12 protein-coding genes are annotated in these 16,218 nt (G+C 74.2%); 3 read left to right on the top strand and 9 right to left on the bottom strand.

Translation table 11 applies throughout. The features are described 5' to 3' along the window. The first annotated feature begins 57 nt into the window (after nucleotides 1-57). Together ABZS80_RS20270 and ABZS80_RS20275 are read left to right on the top strand one after the other, a co-directional pair. Nucleotides 58-762, top strand: coding sequence for a fasciclin domain-containing protein (locus ABZS80_RS20270; RefSeq protein ID WP_355057898.1), 705 nt, complete (start codon nucleotides 58-60; stop codon nucleotides 760-762). A 77-nt stretch (nucleotides 763-839) separates the two neighbouring features. After that, nucleotides 840-3,656: a M14 family zinc carboxypeptidase gene (locus ABZS80_RS20275; protein WP_355057900.1), complete on the top strand. Its 2,817-nt coding sequence runs from the start codon at nucleotides 840-842 to the stop codon at nucleotides 3,654-3,656. Nucleotides 3,657-3,730: 74 nt separating this feature from the next. Here ABZS80_RS20275 and ABZS80_RS20280 read toward each other — a convergent pair whose 3' ends face one another. From ABZS80_RS20280 to ABZS80_RS20295, 4 genes are all read right to left on the bottom strand, one after another. Next, a complete protein-coding gene (locus ABZS80_RS20280; protein WP_355057902.1) occupies nucleotides 3,731-5,014 on the bottom strand; it encodes a citrate synthase in 1,284 nt (427 codons plus the stop codon). Nucleotides 5,015-5,208: 194 nt separating this feature from the next. Next, nucleotides 5,209-7,251 (bottom strand): sulfatase-like hydrolase/transferase, encoded by a 2,043-nt coding sequence (locus ABZS80_RS20285; protein WP_355057903.1) that lies wholly within the window; start codon nucleotides 7,249-7,251, stop codon nucleotides 5,209-5,211. Continuing rightward, nucleotides 7,244-8,659, bottom strand: coding sequence for a class I SAM-dependent methyltransferase (locus tag ABZS80_RS20290; protein WP_355057906.1), 1,416 nt, complete (start codon nucleotides 8,657-8,659; stop codon nucleotides 7,244-7,246). The genes ABZS80_RS20285 and ABZS80_RS20290 overlap by 8 nt, the downstream gene beginning before the upstream one ends. A 5-nt stretch (nucleotides 8,660-8,664) precedes the next feature. Beyond that, nucleotides 8,665-8,814, bottom strand: a complete 150-nt coding sequence (locus ABZS80_RS20295; RefSeq protein WP_343441732.1) for a hypothetical protein — start codon at nucleotides 8,812-8,814, stop codon at nucleotides 8,665-8,667. 182 nt (nucleotides 8,815-8,996) lie between these two features. On the opposite strand from ABZS80_RS20295, the gene ABZS80_RS20300 reads away from it, so the two are divergent. Beyond that, nucleotides 8,997-9,395, top strand: a complete 399-nt coding sequence (locus ABZS80_RS20300; RefSeq protein ID WP_355057908.1) for a VOC family protein — start codon at nucleotides 8,997-8,999, stop codon at nucleotides 9,393-9,395. A 25-nt stretch (nucleotides 9,396-9,420) separates the two neighbouring features. Here ABZS80_RS20300 and ABZS80_RS20305 read toward each other — a convergent pair whose 3' ends face one another. From ABZS80_RS20305 to ABZS80_RS20325, 5 genes are all read right to left on the bottom strand, one after another. Beyond that, nucleotides 9,421-10,233: a helix-turn-helix domain-containing protein gene (locus ABZS80_RS20305; RefSeq protein ID WP_355057910.1), complete on the bottom strand. Its 813-nt coding sequence runs from the start codon at nucleotides 10,231-10,233 to the stop codon at nucleotides 9,421-9,423. Between the two features lie 93 nt (nucleotides 10,234-10,326). Further along, nucleotides 10,327-11,553 carry a glycosyltransferase gene (locus tag ABZS80_RS20310; RefSeq protein WP_355057912.1) on the bottom strand — a complete coding sequence of 409 codons (1,227 nt, stop codon included), beginning with the start codon at nucleotides 11,551-11,553 and terminating at the stop codon, nucleotides 10,327-10,329. Between the two features lie 3 nt (nucleotides 11,554-11,556). Further along, nucleotides 11,557-13,815 carry a glycosyltransferase family 39 protein gene (locus tag ABZS80_RS20315; protein ID WP_355057914.1) on the bottom strand — a complete coding sequence of 753 codons (2,259 nt, stop codon included), beginning with the start codon at nucleotides 13,813-13,815 and terminating at the stop codon, nucleotides 11,557-11,559. 45 nt (nucleotides 13,816-13,860) lie between these two features. After that, entirely contained in the window at nucleotides 13,861-15,372 is a 1,512-nt protein-coding gene (locus ABZS80_RS20320) for an ATP-binding protein (protein ID WP_355057916.1), read from the bottom strand. Then, entirely contained in the window at nucleotides 15,350-16,090 is a 741-nt protein-coding gene (locus ABZS80_RS20325) for a response regulator transcription factor (RefSeq protein ID WP_355058004.1), read from the bottom strand. Before ABZS80_RS20325 ends, ABZS80_RS20320 begins: the two co-directional genes overlap by 23 nt. Nucleotides 16,091-16,218 lie beyond the last annotated feature (128 nt).

Below are 16,218 nucleotides of genomic sequence, written 5' to 3' on the forward strand. Positions count from 1 at the left end.
CCGGCAGGTCCGGCCTCCCGGACCTGCCGGTACGACCCGACCCGACCGGAGAATGCCGTGGAACCGCCCGTCATCCCCCCGCGATCCCGATCTCTCCCCCGGCTCCGGTGGCCGGCCCGCCGGCGGCGGGCCGCCGCGCTCGCCGCGGGCGCGCTGGCCCTGGTGCTCACCGGCACGGGCTGCTCCGGCCCCGGCGCCGCTTCGCCGGCTGCCGCCGGCGGCGCCGCACCGAGGGCGGTGCCCCTCGTGAGCGGCCCGCTGTGCGACCTGCTGCCCTCCGGCAGCGACCCGGGCAACCCGGCGGCGCTGGCCGGTCAGCCGGCCGAGGCGGCCCTGCAGTGGCTGCCCGTCCTCACCACCTTCGAGGAGGCGGTGCGGGCGTCCGGCATGTCCGCCGACCTGCACGGCGGCCCGGGGGTGACCATCCTGGCCCCGACCGACGACGCCTTCGCCGCCAAGTTCTCCGAGGACGATCTGGACCACCTGTTGCTGGCCGACCGGGACAAGCTCCGCGGCCTGCTCCGCGAACACCTCGTCGCCGGGTCGCTGTCGCTGGCCGACCTGGTGGCCGCCGGCACGGTCACCACGCTCGCCGGCACCACGGTGACGGTCACCGGGAGCGCGGGGACGGCCCGCCTGGCGGGCCAGACCGACACCGTGTGCGCCGACTACCGGGCCGCCGACGCGCGGATCCACATCATCAACCACGTGCTCGGCAGCCTGCCCACCACCGGCGGCGAGGGCGGACACCGCGCCCACTGACTCTTGCTCCAGGAAACCGCAGCTCATACGTTCGATCCAGCTCGCTCGATCTCCCCCCGAGTGAAACGAGGCATCCGATGCGCCTGTCGAAGCGCCCGCACAGGGCGGTCCCCACGAGAAGAACGGCCGGCGTCGCCGCGCTGCTCCTGCTCGCCGGCCTGACGCCGTTGCTCGGAGGCGCGCCAGCCGGCGCCGCCCCCACGCCCCCCGGCTGCAGCGACGACCCCGCCGCCCGGCTGTCCACCGTGCCCAGCCCCGAGTCCGCGCTGGGCTTCCCGCTCGGCACGGGCCAGGAGCGGGTCGTCACCAACGACGAGGCCCGCAGCTACCTGAAGGCCGTCGACGCCGCCTCCGACCGCGTGGTCACCGGCGTCATGGCGACGAGCGTGCTCGGCCAGCCGCTGCCCTACGCCATCGTCTCCCACGAGCGGCACGTCCGGCCCGGCGCGTTGAAACAGATCGCCGACGACATCCGCGATCTGCGGGACCCCCGCCGCACGAGGGCGAAGAAGGCCGCCAGGACCGCCACCGACCGCCCGGCGATCGTCTGGGTGGCCGGGAACGTGCACGGCGGGGAGAAGAGCGGCACGGACGCCGCGCTCAAGACCCTGTACGAGCTAGCATCCGGGCTGTCCTGCGCGGTCGCGGAGCGCAACGACAACCTGGTGACCGTCATCGTGCCGACCCAGAACCCGGACGGCCGCGACGCCAGCCGCCGGCAGAACGAGTACGGCTTCGACCTGAACCGGGACTGGTTCGCCCGTACCCAGCAGGAGACCGACGGCAAGATCGAACTGCTGCGGCAGTACCCGCCGCAGGTCTTCGTCGACGCCCACGAGATGGGTGGCCGGCAGTACTTCTTCCCGCCCAACGCCGACCCGATCCACCACGAGATCTCCAGCGAGAACGTCGACTGGATCAACCGGATCGGCGAGGCCAACAAGGCCGGCTTCGGCTTCAACGGCGCCTGCGGCGGCGCCGTCACCACCGAGTGCTACTTCAACTACGCGACGTACGACCTGTTCTTCATGGGTTACGGCGACACCGTCCCGGCCGCCGGCTTCGGCGCCGCCGGCATGACCTTCGAGAAGGGCAGCGCGTCGGCGGTGGCCGACCGGGTCCAGCAGCAGTTCCACACCCAGTGGTCCACCCTCGGGTGGGCCGCCGCGAACAAGCACGAGGTGCTGACCAGCTACTACAAGATCTGGACGGACGCGCTCGCCGAGGGCCGGACCGGGACGCTGGAGCCGAACGAGGTGGTCCAGCCGACCAACACCGTCCAGTTCCCGGTGCCGGACATCAGGATCCGCTCGTACTTCCTGCTCCCCGACCGGCAGCTCGCCGACGTGCGCCAGCTGGTCGAGCGGCTGCGCCGGATGGACGTCGAGGTCTACGAGGTGACCAGGCCGACGAAGGTGCCCACGGCGCGGGTCTTCGGCGGGCGCACCGCGACCGACGTCACGGTGCCGGTCGGCGCGTACTGGATCCCGATGGACCAGCCGCAGAAGCACTGGATCCAGGCGATCATGGGCGAGGACCCGTACGTCCCGTTCCCCTACTTCTACGACGTGTCGTCCTGGAGCAACCCGCTGCTCATGGGCGTGGACACCATCTACACCGGCGACGACGTCCGGCCGCACGCCCGACCGGTCCGGCAGATCACCGGCGGCACGGCCGCGGCGGCCGGGGCGAAGGGGTCGTACGCGTACCCGCTGGACTCGGCGGCGGCGGCCGAACTCACCTTCCGGCTGCTCGGCCGGGGCGTGCCGCTCGTCCGTGACCTCGACACCAGCGTGGTGGGCTTCCCCGCGAAGAGCCTGACGAAGGAGATCGACCGGCTGGCCCGGTCGCTCGGGGTGACCCTGAGCCCGCGCCGCGCGGCGGCCGGCGGGAGCCCGGTGGACCTGCCGGATGTCGGGCTGTTCGAGGGCACCGGCATCTCCACCACCTCCGGCTCGCACGGCGAGGCCCGGTACGTGCTCGGCAAGCGGTGGGGGCTCGACCTCACGCCGGTGACCACCGCCGACATCAACGACAACACCCCGGCGTTCACCGAGCGCACCGTGCTGCTCGTGCCGGACGGCAGCAGCCCGACCGGTGGGCTCACCGCCGCCGGGCAGGCCAACCTGCGGAACTGGATCGCCCAGGGCCACACCTACCTCGGCCTGCGCAACGAGGGCACCCGGATGGCCCGGGCCGCCGGACTCACCTCCACCACCGAGAAGACGAAGCCGGCGGACTACCGGATGATCGGTTCGCACCTGCGGGTCGACGTCGACGGCAGCAGCCCGGTCGCGCTGGGCCGCCCGGCGGAGGACTTCGAGTTCAACAACAGCGACTCGATCCTCAACCCGAGCAGCACCGGCACCAACGTCCTCACCTACCCGTCCGACGACACCTTCTGGGCCAACGGCTACACGATGCGCAGCGACGTGTTGAAGGGCACGGTCGCCCTGGTGGACGAGCCCACCGGCGCCGGTCGGGCCGTGCTGTTCGCGTTCAACCCGCTCTTCCGGGCGTACAACGAGAACGGATTGCACCTGGTGGCCAACGCCCTGCTCTACCCGTCGGGTGCGGCGGCGGACCGCGGCACGGCGCGGCCCACGGCCGGTGTCGACCCCGCCCGGGCGGGCGCGGCGGCCCAGCCGGTGGCGGAGGACCTGGGCGGCGGGTGGCGCCCGATCACCGTCGAGGTGGCGGCCGGTGACCGCGCTCGTGCCGAAGCGGTCGTCGCCCGGTACACCGACACGGCCCGGGTCTCCGAGGCGGGTGGATCGGCCTACCTGGTGATCCCGAACCCGGCCGGCCTGCAGGCCGACGAGCACCCGTTCCTGCGTGACCTGGTGGGCGCCCTCCGGGACGCGCGGATCCCGCTGCGTTCCCTGGTGGGCTGACGCACCGCCGGCGTACCGACACGAAGGCCGCCGACCCCGTACGGGGTCGGCGGCCTTCGCCGTCAGGACCGGGCTCAGCGCTCCGTGGCGGGAACGTAGTCCCGCTCGGCGTAGCCGGTGTAGATCTGCCGCGGGCGGCCGATCTTGGTCTCCGGGTCGTTGATCATCTCGCGCCACTGGGCGATCCAGCCGGGGAGCCGGCCCAGGGCGAACAGCACCGTGAACATCTTCGTCGGGAAGCCCATGGCCTTGTAGATCAGGCCGGTGTAGAAGTCCACGTTCGGGTAGAGCCGGCGCGAGACGAAGAAGTCGTCGGCGAGGGCGATCTCCTCCAGCTGCATCGCGAGGTCCAGCAGCGGGTCCGGCTTGGCCATCCGGCCGAGCACGTCCTGGGCGGCCTTCTTCACGATCGCGGCGCGCGGGTCGTAGTTCTTGTAGACCCGGTGGCCGAAGCCCATGAGCTTCACGCCGTCCTGCTTGTCCTTGACCTTCTGCACGAAGGTGCGGACGTCGCCGCCGTCGGCCTGGATCTTCTGGAGCATCTCCAGCACGGCCTGGTTGGCGCCGCCGTGCAGCGGGCCGAACAGCGCGTTCACGCCGGCCGAGACCGAGGCGAACAGGTTGGCGTTGCTGGAGCCGACCAGCCGGACGGTCGAGGTGGAGCAGTTCTGCTCGTGGTCGGCGTGCAGGATGAAGAGCATGTCCAGCACGCGGGCCATCACGGGGTCGACCTCGTACGGCTCGGCCGGCACGCCGAAGGTCATCCGCAGGAAGTTCTCGACGTAGCCCAGCGAGTTGTCCGGGTAGAGCAGCGGCTGGCCGATCGACTTCTTGTACGCGTACGAGGCGATGGTGGGGACCTTCGCCATCAGCCGCACCGTGGACATCTCCACGTGGTCGGAGTCGAACGGGTCCAGGCTGTCCTGGTAGAAGGTCGAGATCGCGCTCACGGCCGAGGAGAGCACGGCCATCGGGTGCGCGTCGCGGGGGAAGCCGTCGAAGAAGCGGCGCATCTCCTCGTGCAGCAGCGAGTGCCGGCGGATCCGCTCGCTGAACTCGGTGAGCTGCGTCTGGCTCGGCAGCTCGCCGTAGATCAGCAGGTACGAGACCTCCAGGAAGGAGGACTTCTCGGCCAGCTGCTCGATCGGGTAGCCGCGGTACCGCAGGATGCCCGCGTCACCGTCGATGTAGGTGATCGCGGACGAGCAGGACGCCGTGTTCACGAAACCGGGGTCGTACGTCGTCATCCCGGTTTCCTTCAGCAGCTTGCCCACCCCGATTCCGGCGGGCCCCTCGACCGCGGGCTGCACCGGCATCGACAGCTGCCCACCGGGGTGGTCGAGCTTGACTTCCGTCATCTGTTCCTCGCTTCGCCGGCAAGATCTTCGTTGAGTTGCCTTCGCTTTTACCGTAATCACGGTGGGGAGGACACCGCTCGTCATGGTTCGGTGGTGAGGTATGCGTCACCCGATTCCCGACTTGCCGACTCGGAAACCCGGTGGAAGCGCGACCACCCCGAGCTGGGAAGGCTACCCGGCGATCCGGCGGATGATCACGAGAGGGTGAGCCGGCTCAGCGCCCCGTCGGCGCCCACCCGGTAGAGGTCGAGGCGGTTGGCCCCGGCGGCGAAGAGCCGGTCGTCGGGGAGAAGGGCGGCGAACCGCCGGCCGGCGTGGTCCGGCGGAACCACCGGGACGACCGCGCCCACTGTGCCGTTCACCGCCACGGCGAGCCGCGTCCCGTCCGGCACCGAGGCGGGCACGGTCCCCCAGACCAGCGCCGGCAGCTCGCCGCGCGCCGGGTCGACGTCGCGGAACGCGGCGAGGTTGCCCACGGTCGCCGTACCCCCGGGTGGTTTCTCCCCGACCGTGGTGCCCACCAGCGGGTCGGGGGCGGGTGCGGCGGGCGGGGACGGGACCCCACCGGGGAACGTCAGCGGCTGGCCGGGTGTGTCGTAGAAGCGCTTGTCGGAGGTGTCGCGCGGGGCCTGGCTCGCCGGCCGGCCCTCCATCTGCCAGGGGATTCGCATGTGGGTCTCGTCGGCGATCGTCGGCAGCAGGTCCACGTGCTGCCAGTTCCGGTCGTCGATCCGGCCGGTCCGCTGGCCGGGTTGCTTCAGGAACATCGGCACCCAGGCGACCTGGTCGGGCGCGTGGGTGATGGCGTCCAGCCCCCGGCCCTGCCAGTCCTTGCGGAAGCTCACCCCGTGGTCGGCGGTGACCACCACGAGCGCCTTGTCGTAGAGGCCGGTGGCGCGCAGGGTGCGCAGCGTCTCGCCGATCAGCCGGTCGGTGTAGCCGAGCTGGGCGAGGTGCCGGGACCGGGCCAGGTCGACCCATCCGGTCCCGTCGCTGGGCAGGTCCTCGGGGGCCGCGTAGTGCGCCCCGGACGGCAGGTAGACCCAGGGCGAGTGCGGCATCAGCAGGTGCAGGAAGTGCAGCGTCGGCCGGTCGGCGGGGCGCAGCCCGGCCAGGAAGGTGGTGAACCGGGCCGGCTGGTTGTCGTCGAGGGTGTCCCAGCGGAACTTCGGGTCGTTCGGCACCGGCTCGGCCGCGTCCAGCCCCGCCTCGGAGCGGGTCTGCTCCCGGTAGGACTCCTCCGGGTCGATCCGGCTGTCGACCGGAGCGGTGACCTGGCGCAGCAGCTTCCCGCTCTCCCGGACCAGCACCCCGAGCCCCTGCTCCGGGCTGGCGGGCTGCTCGCAGCGGCTGGGCGGGCACAGCCGGGTGATGCTCTCCTCGGCCTTGATGTCGTACAGGCCGCCGAGGGCCGTGAAGAGGTTGTCCGGGTAGCGCGAGTAGTGCGGGGCGATCGGCTCGGCCGGGTAGCGCCCGCGGAGCATGGCCGGCAGCGCGTAGGGGGTCCAGCCGCTGACGCCGGTGGCGTTGCGGTACCAGGTCGAGCCGGCGGCCAGCTCGGCGAAGTGCGGGTACCGGGCGGCGTCGATCCTCTTGTCCGGCCCCAGCAGGGAGACCAGCGGCAGCTCGTCCAGGACGATCATGACCACCGGCGGGTGGGCGCCCGCGCCGGCCACCCCGGCGGCCCCGCCGTGCCCGCGGGGCAGCACCACCGCCGAGGCCGGGGAGGCGAAGACGAACAGGCCCACGAAGACCAGCGGCCCGACCGCGGCCACCCGCAGCACCCGGGCGATGGCCCGCCACCGCCGGTGAGCGGCCGCCGCGCCGGCGCCGGCCGCGACCGCCACCACCAGCAGGGGTACGCCCCGCAGCGGCGTGACGTGCCGGCCGACCTGGACCGCGAGCGCGGCCAGCAGCAGCCCCACGACCAGCGTGTGCAGGGCCGCCCGGGCGGGTCGACCGGCGACCAGGCCGACCGCGCCGAGCAGGGCGAACGGCACGGTCGGCGCGATCGCGATCAGAGCCACCAGGAGCAGCACGTCGGCCCGGGAGGCGCGGTGGAACAGGAAGAAGTCCGGGCTGCGGCCGAGCACGTCCAGCAGCGGCTGGGTGACCACCAGCCCGACCAGCGCCGCCACCTCCAGCAGCCGGCCCGCCTCGCCGCGCCAGCCGCCCCGGCGGCGGGGCCGGGGCGGGGCCGCCGGGGCGAGCGGCGGGGCGAGCGTGTCCTCAGCCACCCACCACCACCTGGTAGAGGGTGCGGGTGCCCGACGGCAGCTCGGTGCGGCCGACGAGCCGCCCGCGCGCCGCGAGCAGCGACTCGAACACCTCCCGGCGGTAGTCCGGGAACAGCCCGTCCGGCTTGTTGGCCAGCAGGCGGCGGGCCATCGGGTCGTCCGGGTGCACGAACTCGACCACCAGGCTGCCGCCGGTCACGGTCAGCGCGACGAGCTGGTCCAGCACCTCCGGCAACGGCACGTTACGGCCGATCGCCAGGTGGTGCACCACGGCCAGGGCGAGCACCACGTCGGCGCGGGCCCGGTCGGCGAAGGCGGCCCGTTCGACGCCCCGCCAGCCACCGCCGGGCGACGGGTCGGCCAGGTCCATCACCAGCGGCAGGATCCGCCCCTCCCCCTCGTCGCGCAGCGCGCGGTAGAGGGCGTCCACCACCGCCGGATCCTGCTCGACGGCGACCACATGGTCGGCGTGCCGGGCGGCGATCCGGGCGTAGCGGCCGTCGTTGGCGCCCAGGTCGAGCACCCGGCCCGGCCCGGTGGCGGCCACCGCCCGGTCGACGAACTGCTCCTTGGCCTGCCGGTCCGGCACCGAGTACGCGCACGTGCGCTGGTAGTCCGACCAGTGCGTCTCCCCCGGCCGGTGGTCCACCTTTCGGACCAGCTTCGTCAGCCCGCGCACGGTGGCCAGGGCCAGCTCGCGCGAGTAGCCGGCGGACCGGAGCTGGGCGCGCACCGCGCTGGTGCTGGCCTCGGCGTTGCGGTCCTGCATCGCGCCGTGCAGGTGCACGTGCGTGAGCACCCCGGGCCGCCAGCGCCGGGCCCCACCGAAGAGGCGGCGCATCTGGTCCGGCTCGATGCCGTCGATCCGGGCCCGCAGGAAGGGCTGGAAGTCCAGCCCGAGGTGGGCCTGGACCAGCAGCGGGTAGAGCAGCGTCTGGCAGAACTGCCGGTAGCCGGCCCAGGGCTCGCCGTCGCGGGCCGCCTCGAACGAGCCGACGTCGATGAAGACGGGCCGGGCGCCGCGCCACTGCACGTTGTAGGCGGAGCCGTCCTTCGTGGTGAAGCCGGCGGCCAGCGCGGCGCGCAGCACCTCCAGGTGCAGCAGGGCGGCGTCGCGGAGCATCCCGTACGACCACTCGTAGGGGTGCGAGACGAACGGGATCCGCTCGTGGCGCAGCACCGCGGCCCAGGGCACGTCCACCGGGGTGGGGAACAGCTCCTCCGTGGCGCAGACCTGGCGGTTGGCGAGCAGGTCGCGGAAGAAGTCGCTGGCGGCCAGGGCGCGCCAGTCGCGCGCGGACCGCTCGTCCAGCCCGCGCAGGACCTCGCCGGCTCGGTGGAAGACCCGGTTGCCGGGGTCGCGGAAGGAGCCGGGTTCGGCGCGCAGGCCGATGTCGGAGAGCGCCACGCCGGTCAGCCCTGGTCGGTGGGCTGCCGGCGGAACCGCGTCACCAGCCGTCTCCAGTAGAGCTTGGCGGCGACCGCCACGCCGGCCACCCCGCCGACCACCGCCTGCACGATGAGGCTGCCGGATCCCGCGTCCAGGTAGGCCAGGTGCGTCACGGCTCTTTCCTTTCCCTCGCCGGTCATCGGAGTCCGGGTCAGATATGTGAGCTTTACTGCTCTAAGCCGGACTTGTCCCAGACCGTACGCCTTCGTCCTCGGCCGTGCGGGGCACACCGGTGACTCGTCCCCCGTCCGATCCGTTCAAGACGGGCGGGCCCGCCGGCCTCTACCGTGGCCGCATGACACCGCAGTTCGATCTCATCGGGATGGTCGTCACCGACATGGGACGCACCCTGGACTTCTACCGCCGGCTCGGGCTGCCGGTCCCGCCCGGCGCCGAACGCGAGCCGCACGTGGAGGTGACCCTCGACAACGGCGTCCGGCTGGCCTGGGACACCGTCGAGACGATCCGCAGCTTCGACCCCGGCCACACCCCGGCGACCGGCAGCCCCCGCGCCAGCCTGGCCTTCCGCTGCGCCGACCCGGCCGAGGTGGACCGCTGGTACGCCGAGCTGACCGCCGCCGGCCACCACGGCCACCTGGCGCCGTGGGACGCCTTCTGGGGCCAGCGGTACGCGGTCCTGCACGACCCGGACGGCAACGGCGTCGACCTGTTCGCCCCGCTCAAGTCCGACTGAGCGCCTCCGCCGCAACAGGCGGGCGTCAGGCGCCGGCGGGCGGCAGCAGCCGGGTCGGTGGGACGCCGGCCAGTTCCGTCACCTCGCGGGTGAGGTGGGCCTGATCCGCGTACCCGGCCAGGGCGGCGACCTCGGCCAGCGGGGTCCCGCCGCCGGCCAGGTCGAGGGCCCGGCGCATCCGCAGGATGCGGGCGAGGGTCTTCGGGCCGTACCCGAAGAGGAGCCGGCTGCGCCGGTGCAGGGCCCGCGCGCCGAGGCCGACCTCGGCGGCGGTCGCGGCGACGGTGGCGCCGGCCGCCAGTCGGGCGGCGACCCGCGCCCCGAGCGGGTCCGGACCACCGGCGGCCCGCAACCGGCCCCGCGCGACGTCCTCCAGCACGGCGGCGACGGAGGGTCCCGACCATCCGGCGAGTGCCGGAGCGGGTGGGCTGCCACCGGCGGACGCGGCGGCCGGTGGGCGTCCGGGAGTTCGGTGCCAGGCACGACCGGCGCCGAAGGGTGGGGCGTCGGCTGCCTCGACGCGGTCGGCCAGGTCGGCGGCGGCGCGTCCCCACAGGTCGGCGAGGGGCACCCGCTGGTCCCGCAGCTCGTCGGCGGGCACCCCGAACACGGCGGGCCCGGTGCCCGGCGGCAGGCGCAGCCCGACCCACCGCTCCCCCGGGATGCTCACCGACAGGTGCGCGGTGCGGTCCGGCCCCGCGACGAGCAGACCGGACCGGCTGGACCAGAGCAGGTCCAGGCACCCGTCCGGCAGCACCCGCACGGGCCCGTCGCCCCGCGAGACGCTCGCCCACCGCACAGCCCCGGGGATCCCGGGCGCCGGCCCCTCCCGGTACATCCCCCCACCCTGCCACGCCGGCGTGCGGTTCCCCGCTCCGGATCGTGGCGAGTTTCCGTTGGTGGTGGACGGTGACTCGCCACGATCGCGGGGTCAGGGACGGTGGTGCAGGGCGAGGCGGAGCAGGGTGAAGCGGAGGACGGTCGCCGCGAGGTTGGCCCCGACCAGGACCGACAGCTCCAGGGCGCGAGGCGGGGTGCCGGCGGTGACGTGCAGGACCGCCAGGGAACCGCTGGTCAGGGCCAAGCCGAGGGCGAAGGCGAGCAGGCCCTGCAGGTGGTGCCGGCCGGCGTGCCGGCGGCCGGTGACGCCGAAGGTCAGCCGCCGGTTGGCGGCCGTGTTGGCCACCGCGGTGACCAGCAGCGCCAGCAGGTTCGCCGGCTGCGCCCCGAGCGGGCCGCGGGCCAGCACGAACAGCGCGAGGTACGCGAGCGTGCTGGCCACCCCGACCACGGCGAACCGAGCGAGCTGCCGGGGCAGCCCGACCGGCACCTGAGCCGGCGGTGTGCGCAGCGGCGCCCGGCCGAGCTGCGCGCGCAGGTCGGCCAGCGGCAGCGCCCCGGTGACCAGGCCCCGGCCCAGCCGCCAGATGCCGCGCAGGTCGGCCAGGGCGGTGGCCACGATGTCGACCCGGCTGTCCGGGTCGTCCACCCAGTCCACCGGCACCTCGTGGATCCGCAGGCCGGCACGCTGGGCCAGCACCAGCAGCTCGGTGTCGAAGAACCAGCCGGTGTCCTGCACCAGCGGCAGCAGGCCGACCGCCACGTCGGCGCGGATCGCCTTGAACCCGCACTGCGCGTCCGAGAAGCGCACCGCCAGGGTGCCGCGCAGCAGCAGGTTGTAGCCGCGCGAGATCACCTCCCGCTTGGCGCCCCGGACCACCCGGCTGGTCCGCGCCAGCCGGGTGCCGATGGCCAGGTCCGAGTGACCGGAGAGGAGGGGGGCGACCAGCGGCAGCAGCGCCGCCAGGTCGGTGGAGAGGTCCACGTCCAGGTATGCCAGCACCGGCGCCGGGGAGGCCGACCAGGCGGCCCGCAGCGCCCGGCCCCGCCCCTTGTCGTCGAGGTGCAGCACCCCCACCTCGGGCAGCTCGGCGGCGAGCGCCTCGGCCACCGCGAGCGTGCCGTCCACGCTCGCGTTGTCGGCCACCGTGATCCGGAACGGGTACGGGAACTGCGCGCTGAGGTGCGCGTGCAGCCGCCGGACGCAGGGGCCCAGGTCGGCCTCCTCGTTGTGGACGGGCACCACGACGTCCAGCACCGCCGTGGGCTCCGTGGGCCGGGCCCGCACGGCGGCCCGGGGTTCCCGTGTGTCGGTCATCGCTCAGCCCTGCCGTCCGCTGCTCAGGTCGTACACGGTCACGCCGTCGACGGTCCGCGCCGTGAAGTTCCCGGCCACCCACGCGGCGATCTCGGCGGAGGCGTCGCTGCCGCCGTTGGCCCGGAAGCCGCCGCCGCCGACGAAGTAGTGGATCCGTCCGTCGGCGACGTACCGCTGGAACTGGGCGAGGGTCGGCGACGGGTCGCTGCCGTTGAAACCGCCGATCGGCAGCACCGGCTCGCGGGTAGCGAGCTGGTAGCCGGAGGCGTTGTTCGAGCCGACCGTCGCGGCGACCCAGGTGTAGTCGTCCGCGTCGGCCTCCAGCAGCGCCTTCAGCGCGGCGCTCGGCTCGCGGGCATCGAGCAGCCCGCCCATGCCGCCGCCGCGCGGCGACCGGCCGTCGCCGCCGGGAACCTGCCCCATGGCGCCCGGGGCGGTGCCGCCGTTCTGGCCGCCCGGGAGGCCGGGGAACTGGCCGGTGGCGCCGTTCTGCTCCGTGCCGCCGTTCTGGCCGCCCGGGAGGCCGGGGAACTGGCCGCCGGGGGCAGCCATGCCGCCCGGCAGGCGGCCGCCGCCCGGGAAGCCGCCGCGGCCGCCGGGGCCGAAGCCGCCCTGCACGGCCGGGCCGGCGCTGGGGATCGAGCCGGTGTGCGCGGTGGCCGCCGTCTGGAGCGAGTACGCCACCGGGCCGGCGAGCGCGGCCGCCGCGCCCAGGGCCAGCAGCACCGGCGCCGCGCGGCGGGGCAGCCGGTCGACGAGGACGAGCAGCGCGGCGGCGGCCAGGCCGACCACCAGCACGGCGGTACGCAGCCACGGGTACCAGTCGGCGCTGCGGCCGAGCAGGTGCCAGGACCACCAGGCGGTGAGGGCCAGGGCAAAGGCCAGAGTCAGGGTCGCGGCGAACCCGCGCCGCCGGCCCGGAGCGAACGGCCCACCCGCCCCCGGAGCGGCCGTTGTGCCGGCGCCCGGCGGAGCGGTGTCCGGCGGGGCGGGGACCGCCGGGGTGGTCCGGGCCCGCCAGAGCAGGGTCGCTCCGATGCCGACCAGCGCGCCGACCGCCGGGGCCAGGGCAACGGTGTAGTACCCGTGGAAGATCCCGGACATGAAGCTGAAGATCAGCCCGGTGAGGAGCAGCCAGCCGCCCCAGAGGAGCAGCCCGGCCCGGGTCCGGTCGGTACGCGCCGCCCTCCCGGCCAGCCACAGCCCGGGGACCAGCAGGATCAGCGCGGCCGGCAGCAGCCAGGAGACCTGACCGCCGACCTCGGTGCCGAACATCCGCAGCGGGCCGGACTGTCCGGAGAACGGGCCCCCGCCGCCCATCCGGCCGGCGCCGCCGACGCTGCCCTCCTCGTCGCCGGTGATCCGGCCGAGGCCGTTGTAGCCGAGGGTCAGCTCCAGGATGCTGTTGTGCTGCGAGCCGCCGATGTACGGGCGGGCGCTCGCCGGCACCAGCTCAACGACCGCCACCCACCAGCCGGCCGCGACCACCACGGCCAGCCCGGCGAGCAGCAGCTGGCGGATCCGCCGCCAGAAGCCGGTCGGCGCGGCCAGCAGGTAGACCCCCGCGAAGACCGGGATCACCAGGAACGCCTGGAGCATCTTGGTGAGGAAGCCGAGGCCGACCAGCGCGCCGGTCAGCGTGATCCACCGGGTGCTCGCGGTCTCGACCGCGCGCACCGTGGCGTATGCGGCGGCCACCAGCAGGAACACCAGCAGGGCGTCGGGGTTGTTGAACCGGAACATCAGCGTGGCCACCGGGGTGACCGCGAGCACCGCACCGGCCAGCAGGCCGGCGACCGGCCCGTACCAGCGGCGCACGGCGGCGTGCAGGACGCCGACGGAAGCGACGCCGAGCAGCGCCTGCGGCACCAGGATCGACCAGCTGCTCAGCCCGAAGAGGCGGACCGAGAGGGCCATCAGCCAGAGCGAGGCGGGAGTCTTGTCGACGGTGATCGAGTTGGCCGCGTCCGAGGAGCCGTAGAAGAACGCCTGCCAACTCTGCGAGCCGGCCTGCACGGCCGCCGAGTAGAAGGCGTTGCCCCACCCCGAGGCGCCCAGGCCCCAGAGGTAGAGCAGCGCGGTGGCCAGCAGCAGGCCGAGCAGGGCCGGGCGCGTCCAGCGCGGGTCGCGACGGGCCGGCTCGGCCGGCTCGGCCGGCGGTTGCGCCGGGATCCGGGCCGGTTCCGGGGCGGGCGCGGGCACCGGGTCGGTCGCGGGCGACCCGGCCGTGGGCGCGGTCAGCAGGCTCTCTGTTCTGTCCATGCCGGCCAGCGTCCGGCGGCCCGCTGGCCCGCCCCCGTGCGCGGCCTATGCGTCGGCTGTGGATTCCGGCAGCCGCACTGTGAAGACGGTCCGGCCGGGACGGCTCGCCACCGCGACCGCGCCGTGGTGGGCCTCCACGACGGCGGCCACGATGGCCAGGCCGAGGCCGGTGCTGCCGTGCGCGCGGGAGCGGGAGCTGTCGCCGCGGGCGAACCGCTCGAAGACCTCCGGTTGCAGCTCGGCGGGGACGCCGGGGCCGTCGTCGGTGACGCTCAGCTCGACGCCGCCGGCCACCGGCGCGAGCCGGGTGGTCACCGTGGTGCCGGGCGGGGTGTGCACGCGGGCGTTGGCGAGCAGGTTGGCCAGCACCTGGTGCAGTCGGTGGGCGTCGCCGGTGACGCTGACCGGCTCGTCGGGCAGGTCGAGCTGCCAGCGGTGCTCGGGGCCGGCCACGTGCGCGTCGCTGACCGCGTTGACCACCATGGCGGTGAGGTCGACCGGCTCGGCCGCCAGCGGGCGGCCGGAGTCGAGGCGGGCGAGCAGCAGCAGGTCGTCGACGAGGCTGGTCATCCGCGTGCTCTCCGACTCCACCCGGCGCAGGGCGTGCGCCACGTCCGGCGGCACCTCGTCCCGACCGCGGCGGGCCACCTCGGCGTAACCGCGGATGGCGGCCAGGGGGGTGCGCAGCTCGTGGCTGGCGTCGGCGACGAACTGGCGTACCCGCATCTCGCTGGCCTGCCGGGCGGCGAGCGCGGCGGCGACGTGGCCGAGCATCCGGTTGAGGGCGCCGCCCACCTGCCCCACCTCGGTACGCGGGTCGGTGTCCGCCTCCGGCACCCGCACCGACAGGGCGACCTCGCCCCGGTCCAGCGGCAACTCGGTGACCCGGGTGGCCGTGGCGGCGACCCGGTTCAGCGGGCGCAGCGCGGCTTGGACGATCAGCGCGCCGAGCCCGCCGGCGACGATCAGCCCGGCGGTGACCAGCCCGGCCTGGGCGACCAGCACCCACATGACCGTGTCGTTCACGCTGGCGAGCGGAACGGCGAACACGAGGACGCTTCCGTCGGGCATCTGATGAGCGACGGCCCGGTAGTCGCCCTGAGCCCCGATGTCCACGGTGCGGGGTCGCCCGTCGGTCGGTTGCCCGGCAACCCCCGCCGCCTGCTCCGCCGGCAACGATTCCACCACCCGGGGGCCGGTCCGGATCTTGGCACATTCGACGTGGCCGTCGTCGACGATCACGGCGACCGAGTCCACCGGGAAGCTGGGCGGTGGTTGCAGCGACTCGCACTCCCCGGCGTTGCCGGGACGCCCGGGCGTCGGCTGGTCCCGGAAGATGTCGGGCACGTTCTCGCGCCGGCGGTCACCGGCGGTGATCTGGTCGTCGACGCGGCCGATGAGGAAGTGCCGCAGGGCGATCGTGGTCAGACCGCCGATGCCGATGCTGACCAGGGCCAGCAGCGCCACCACCGAGAGCACCAGGCGCCGGCGCAGCGACCAGCCGGACAGCCGCCGACGCACCCGCCCGCCCCGGTCACTCCGCGGGCTTGAGGACATAGCCCGCCCCACGCAAGGTGTGGATCATGGGCTCGCGGCCCGCGTCGATCTTCTTGCGCAGGTACGAGATGTACAGCTCGACCACGTTGGCCTGGCCACCGAAGTCGTAGTTCCAGACCCGGTCGAGGATCTGCGCCTTGCTCAGCACCCGGCGCGGGTTGCGCATGAGGTAGCGCAGCAGCTCGAACTCGGTGGCGGTGAGGGTGATGAGGTCGTCGCCGCGGCGGACCTCGTGGCTGTCCTCGTCGAGGCTGAGGTCGCCGACGGTGAGCACGGCCTCCTCGCGGGCCGCCACCGCGAAGCCGGAGCGGCGCAGCAGAGCGCGCAGCCGGGCGATCACCTCTTCGAGGCTGAACGGCTTGGTGACGTAGTCGTCGCCGCCGACGGTGAGCCCGGCGATCCGCTCCTCGACCGCGTCCCGCGCGGTCAGGAAGAGCACCGGCACGGTGGGCGCCTGCTCGCGCAGCCGGCGCAGCACCTGGAAGCCGTCCAGGTCCGGGAGCACGACGTCGAGCACCACGGCGTCGGGCCTGAACTGCCGGGCCGCGCTGATGGCCGCCATCCCGTTGCCGGCGGTGGTCACCTGCCAGCCCTCGTAGCGCAGCGCCATCGAGAGCAGGTCGGTGAGCGTGGGCTCGTCGTCCACCACCAGCACCCGCACCGGTTCGCCGTCCGGTCGGCGCAGCTCGATCCGGCCCTGCGCGGCCTGCCCGTTCATGACCATGCTCCCATCGTGGGCGCACCCGCTGTACCGGGCCTGTCCCGATCCTGTGTACCAGCTGTGCGGGCCCCGCGTCGTGGTCCGCGCGGACCGGAACGGCTGGCCGGGCAGGGCGTCCGAGGCTG

The organism is Micromonospora sp. NPDC005305 (genome assembly GCF_040607315.1).
Taxonomy (GTDB): Bacteria; Actinomycetota; Actinomycetes; order Mycobacteriales; family Micromonosporaceae; genus Micromonospora.

Coding starts and splice junctions, on each gene's coding strand:
- ABZS80_RS20310 (WP_355057912.1), bottom strand. CDS start 11,553: ATGACCGACACACGGGAACCCCGGGCCGCCGTGCGGGCCCGGCCCACG.
- ABZS80_RS20300 (WP_355057908.1), top strand. CDS start 8,997: ATGACACCGCAGTTCGATCTCATCGGGATGGTCGTCACCGACATGGGA.
- ABZS80_RS20315 (WP_355057914.1), bottom strand. CDS start 13,815: ATGGACAGAACAGAGAGCCTGCTGACCGCGCCCACGGCCGGGTCGCCC.
- ABZS80_RS20305 (WP_355057910.1), bottom strand. CDS start 10,233: ATGTACCGGGAGGGGCCGGCGCCCGGGATCCCCGGGGCTGTGCGGTGG.
- ABZS80_RS20275 (WP_355057900.1), top strand. CDS start 840: ATGCGCCTGTCGAAGCGCCCGCACAGGGCGGTCCCCACGAGAAGAACG.
- ABZS80_RS20325 (WP_355058004.1), bottom strand. CDS start 16,090: ATGAACGGGCAGGCCGCGCAGGGCCGGATCGAGCTGCGCCGACCGGAC.
- ABZS80_RS20320 (WP_355057916.1), bottom strand. CDS start 15,372: ATGTCCTCAAGCCCGCGGAGTGACCGGGGCGGGCGGGTGCGTCGGCGG.
- ABZS80_RS20280 (WP_355057902.1), bottom strand. CDS start 5,014: ATGACGGAAGTCAAGCTCGACCACCCCGGTGGGCAGCTGTCGATGCCG.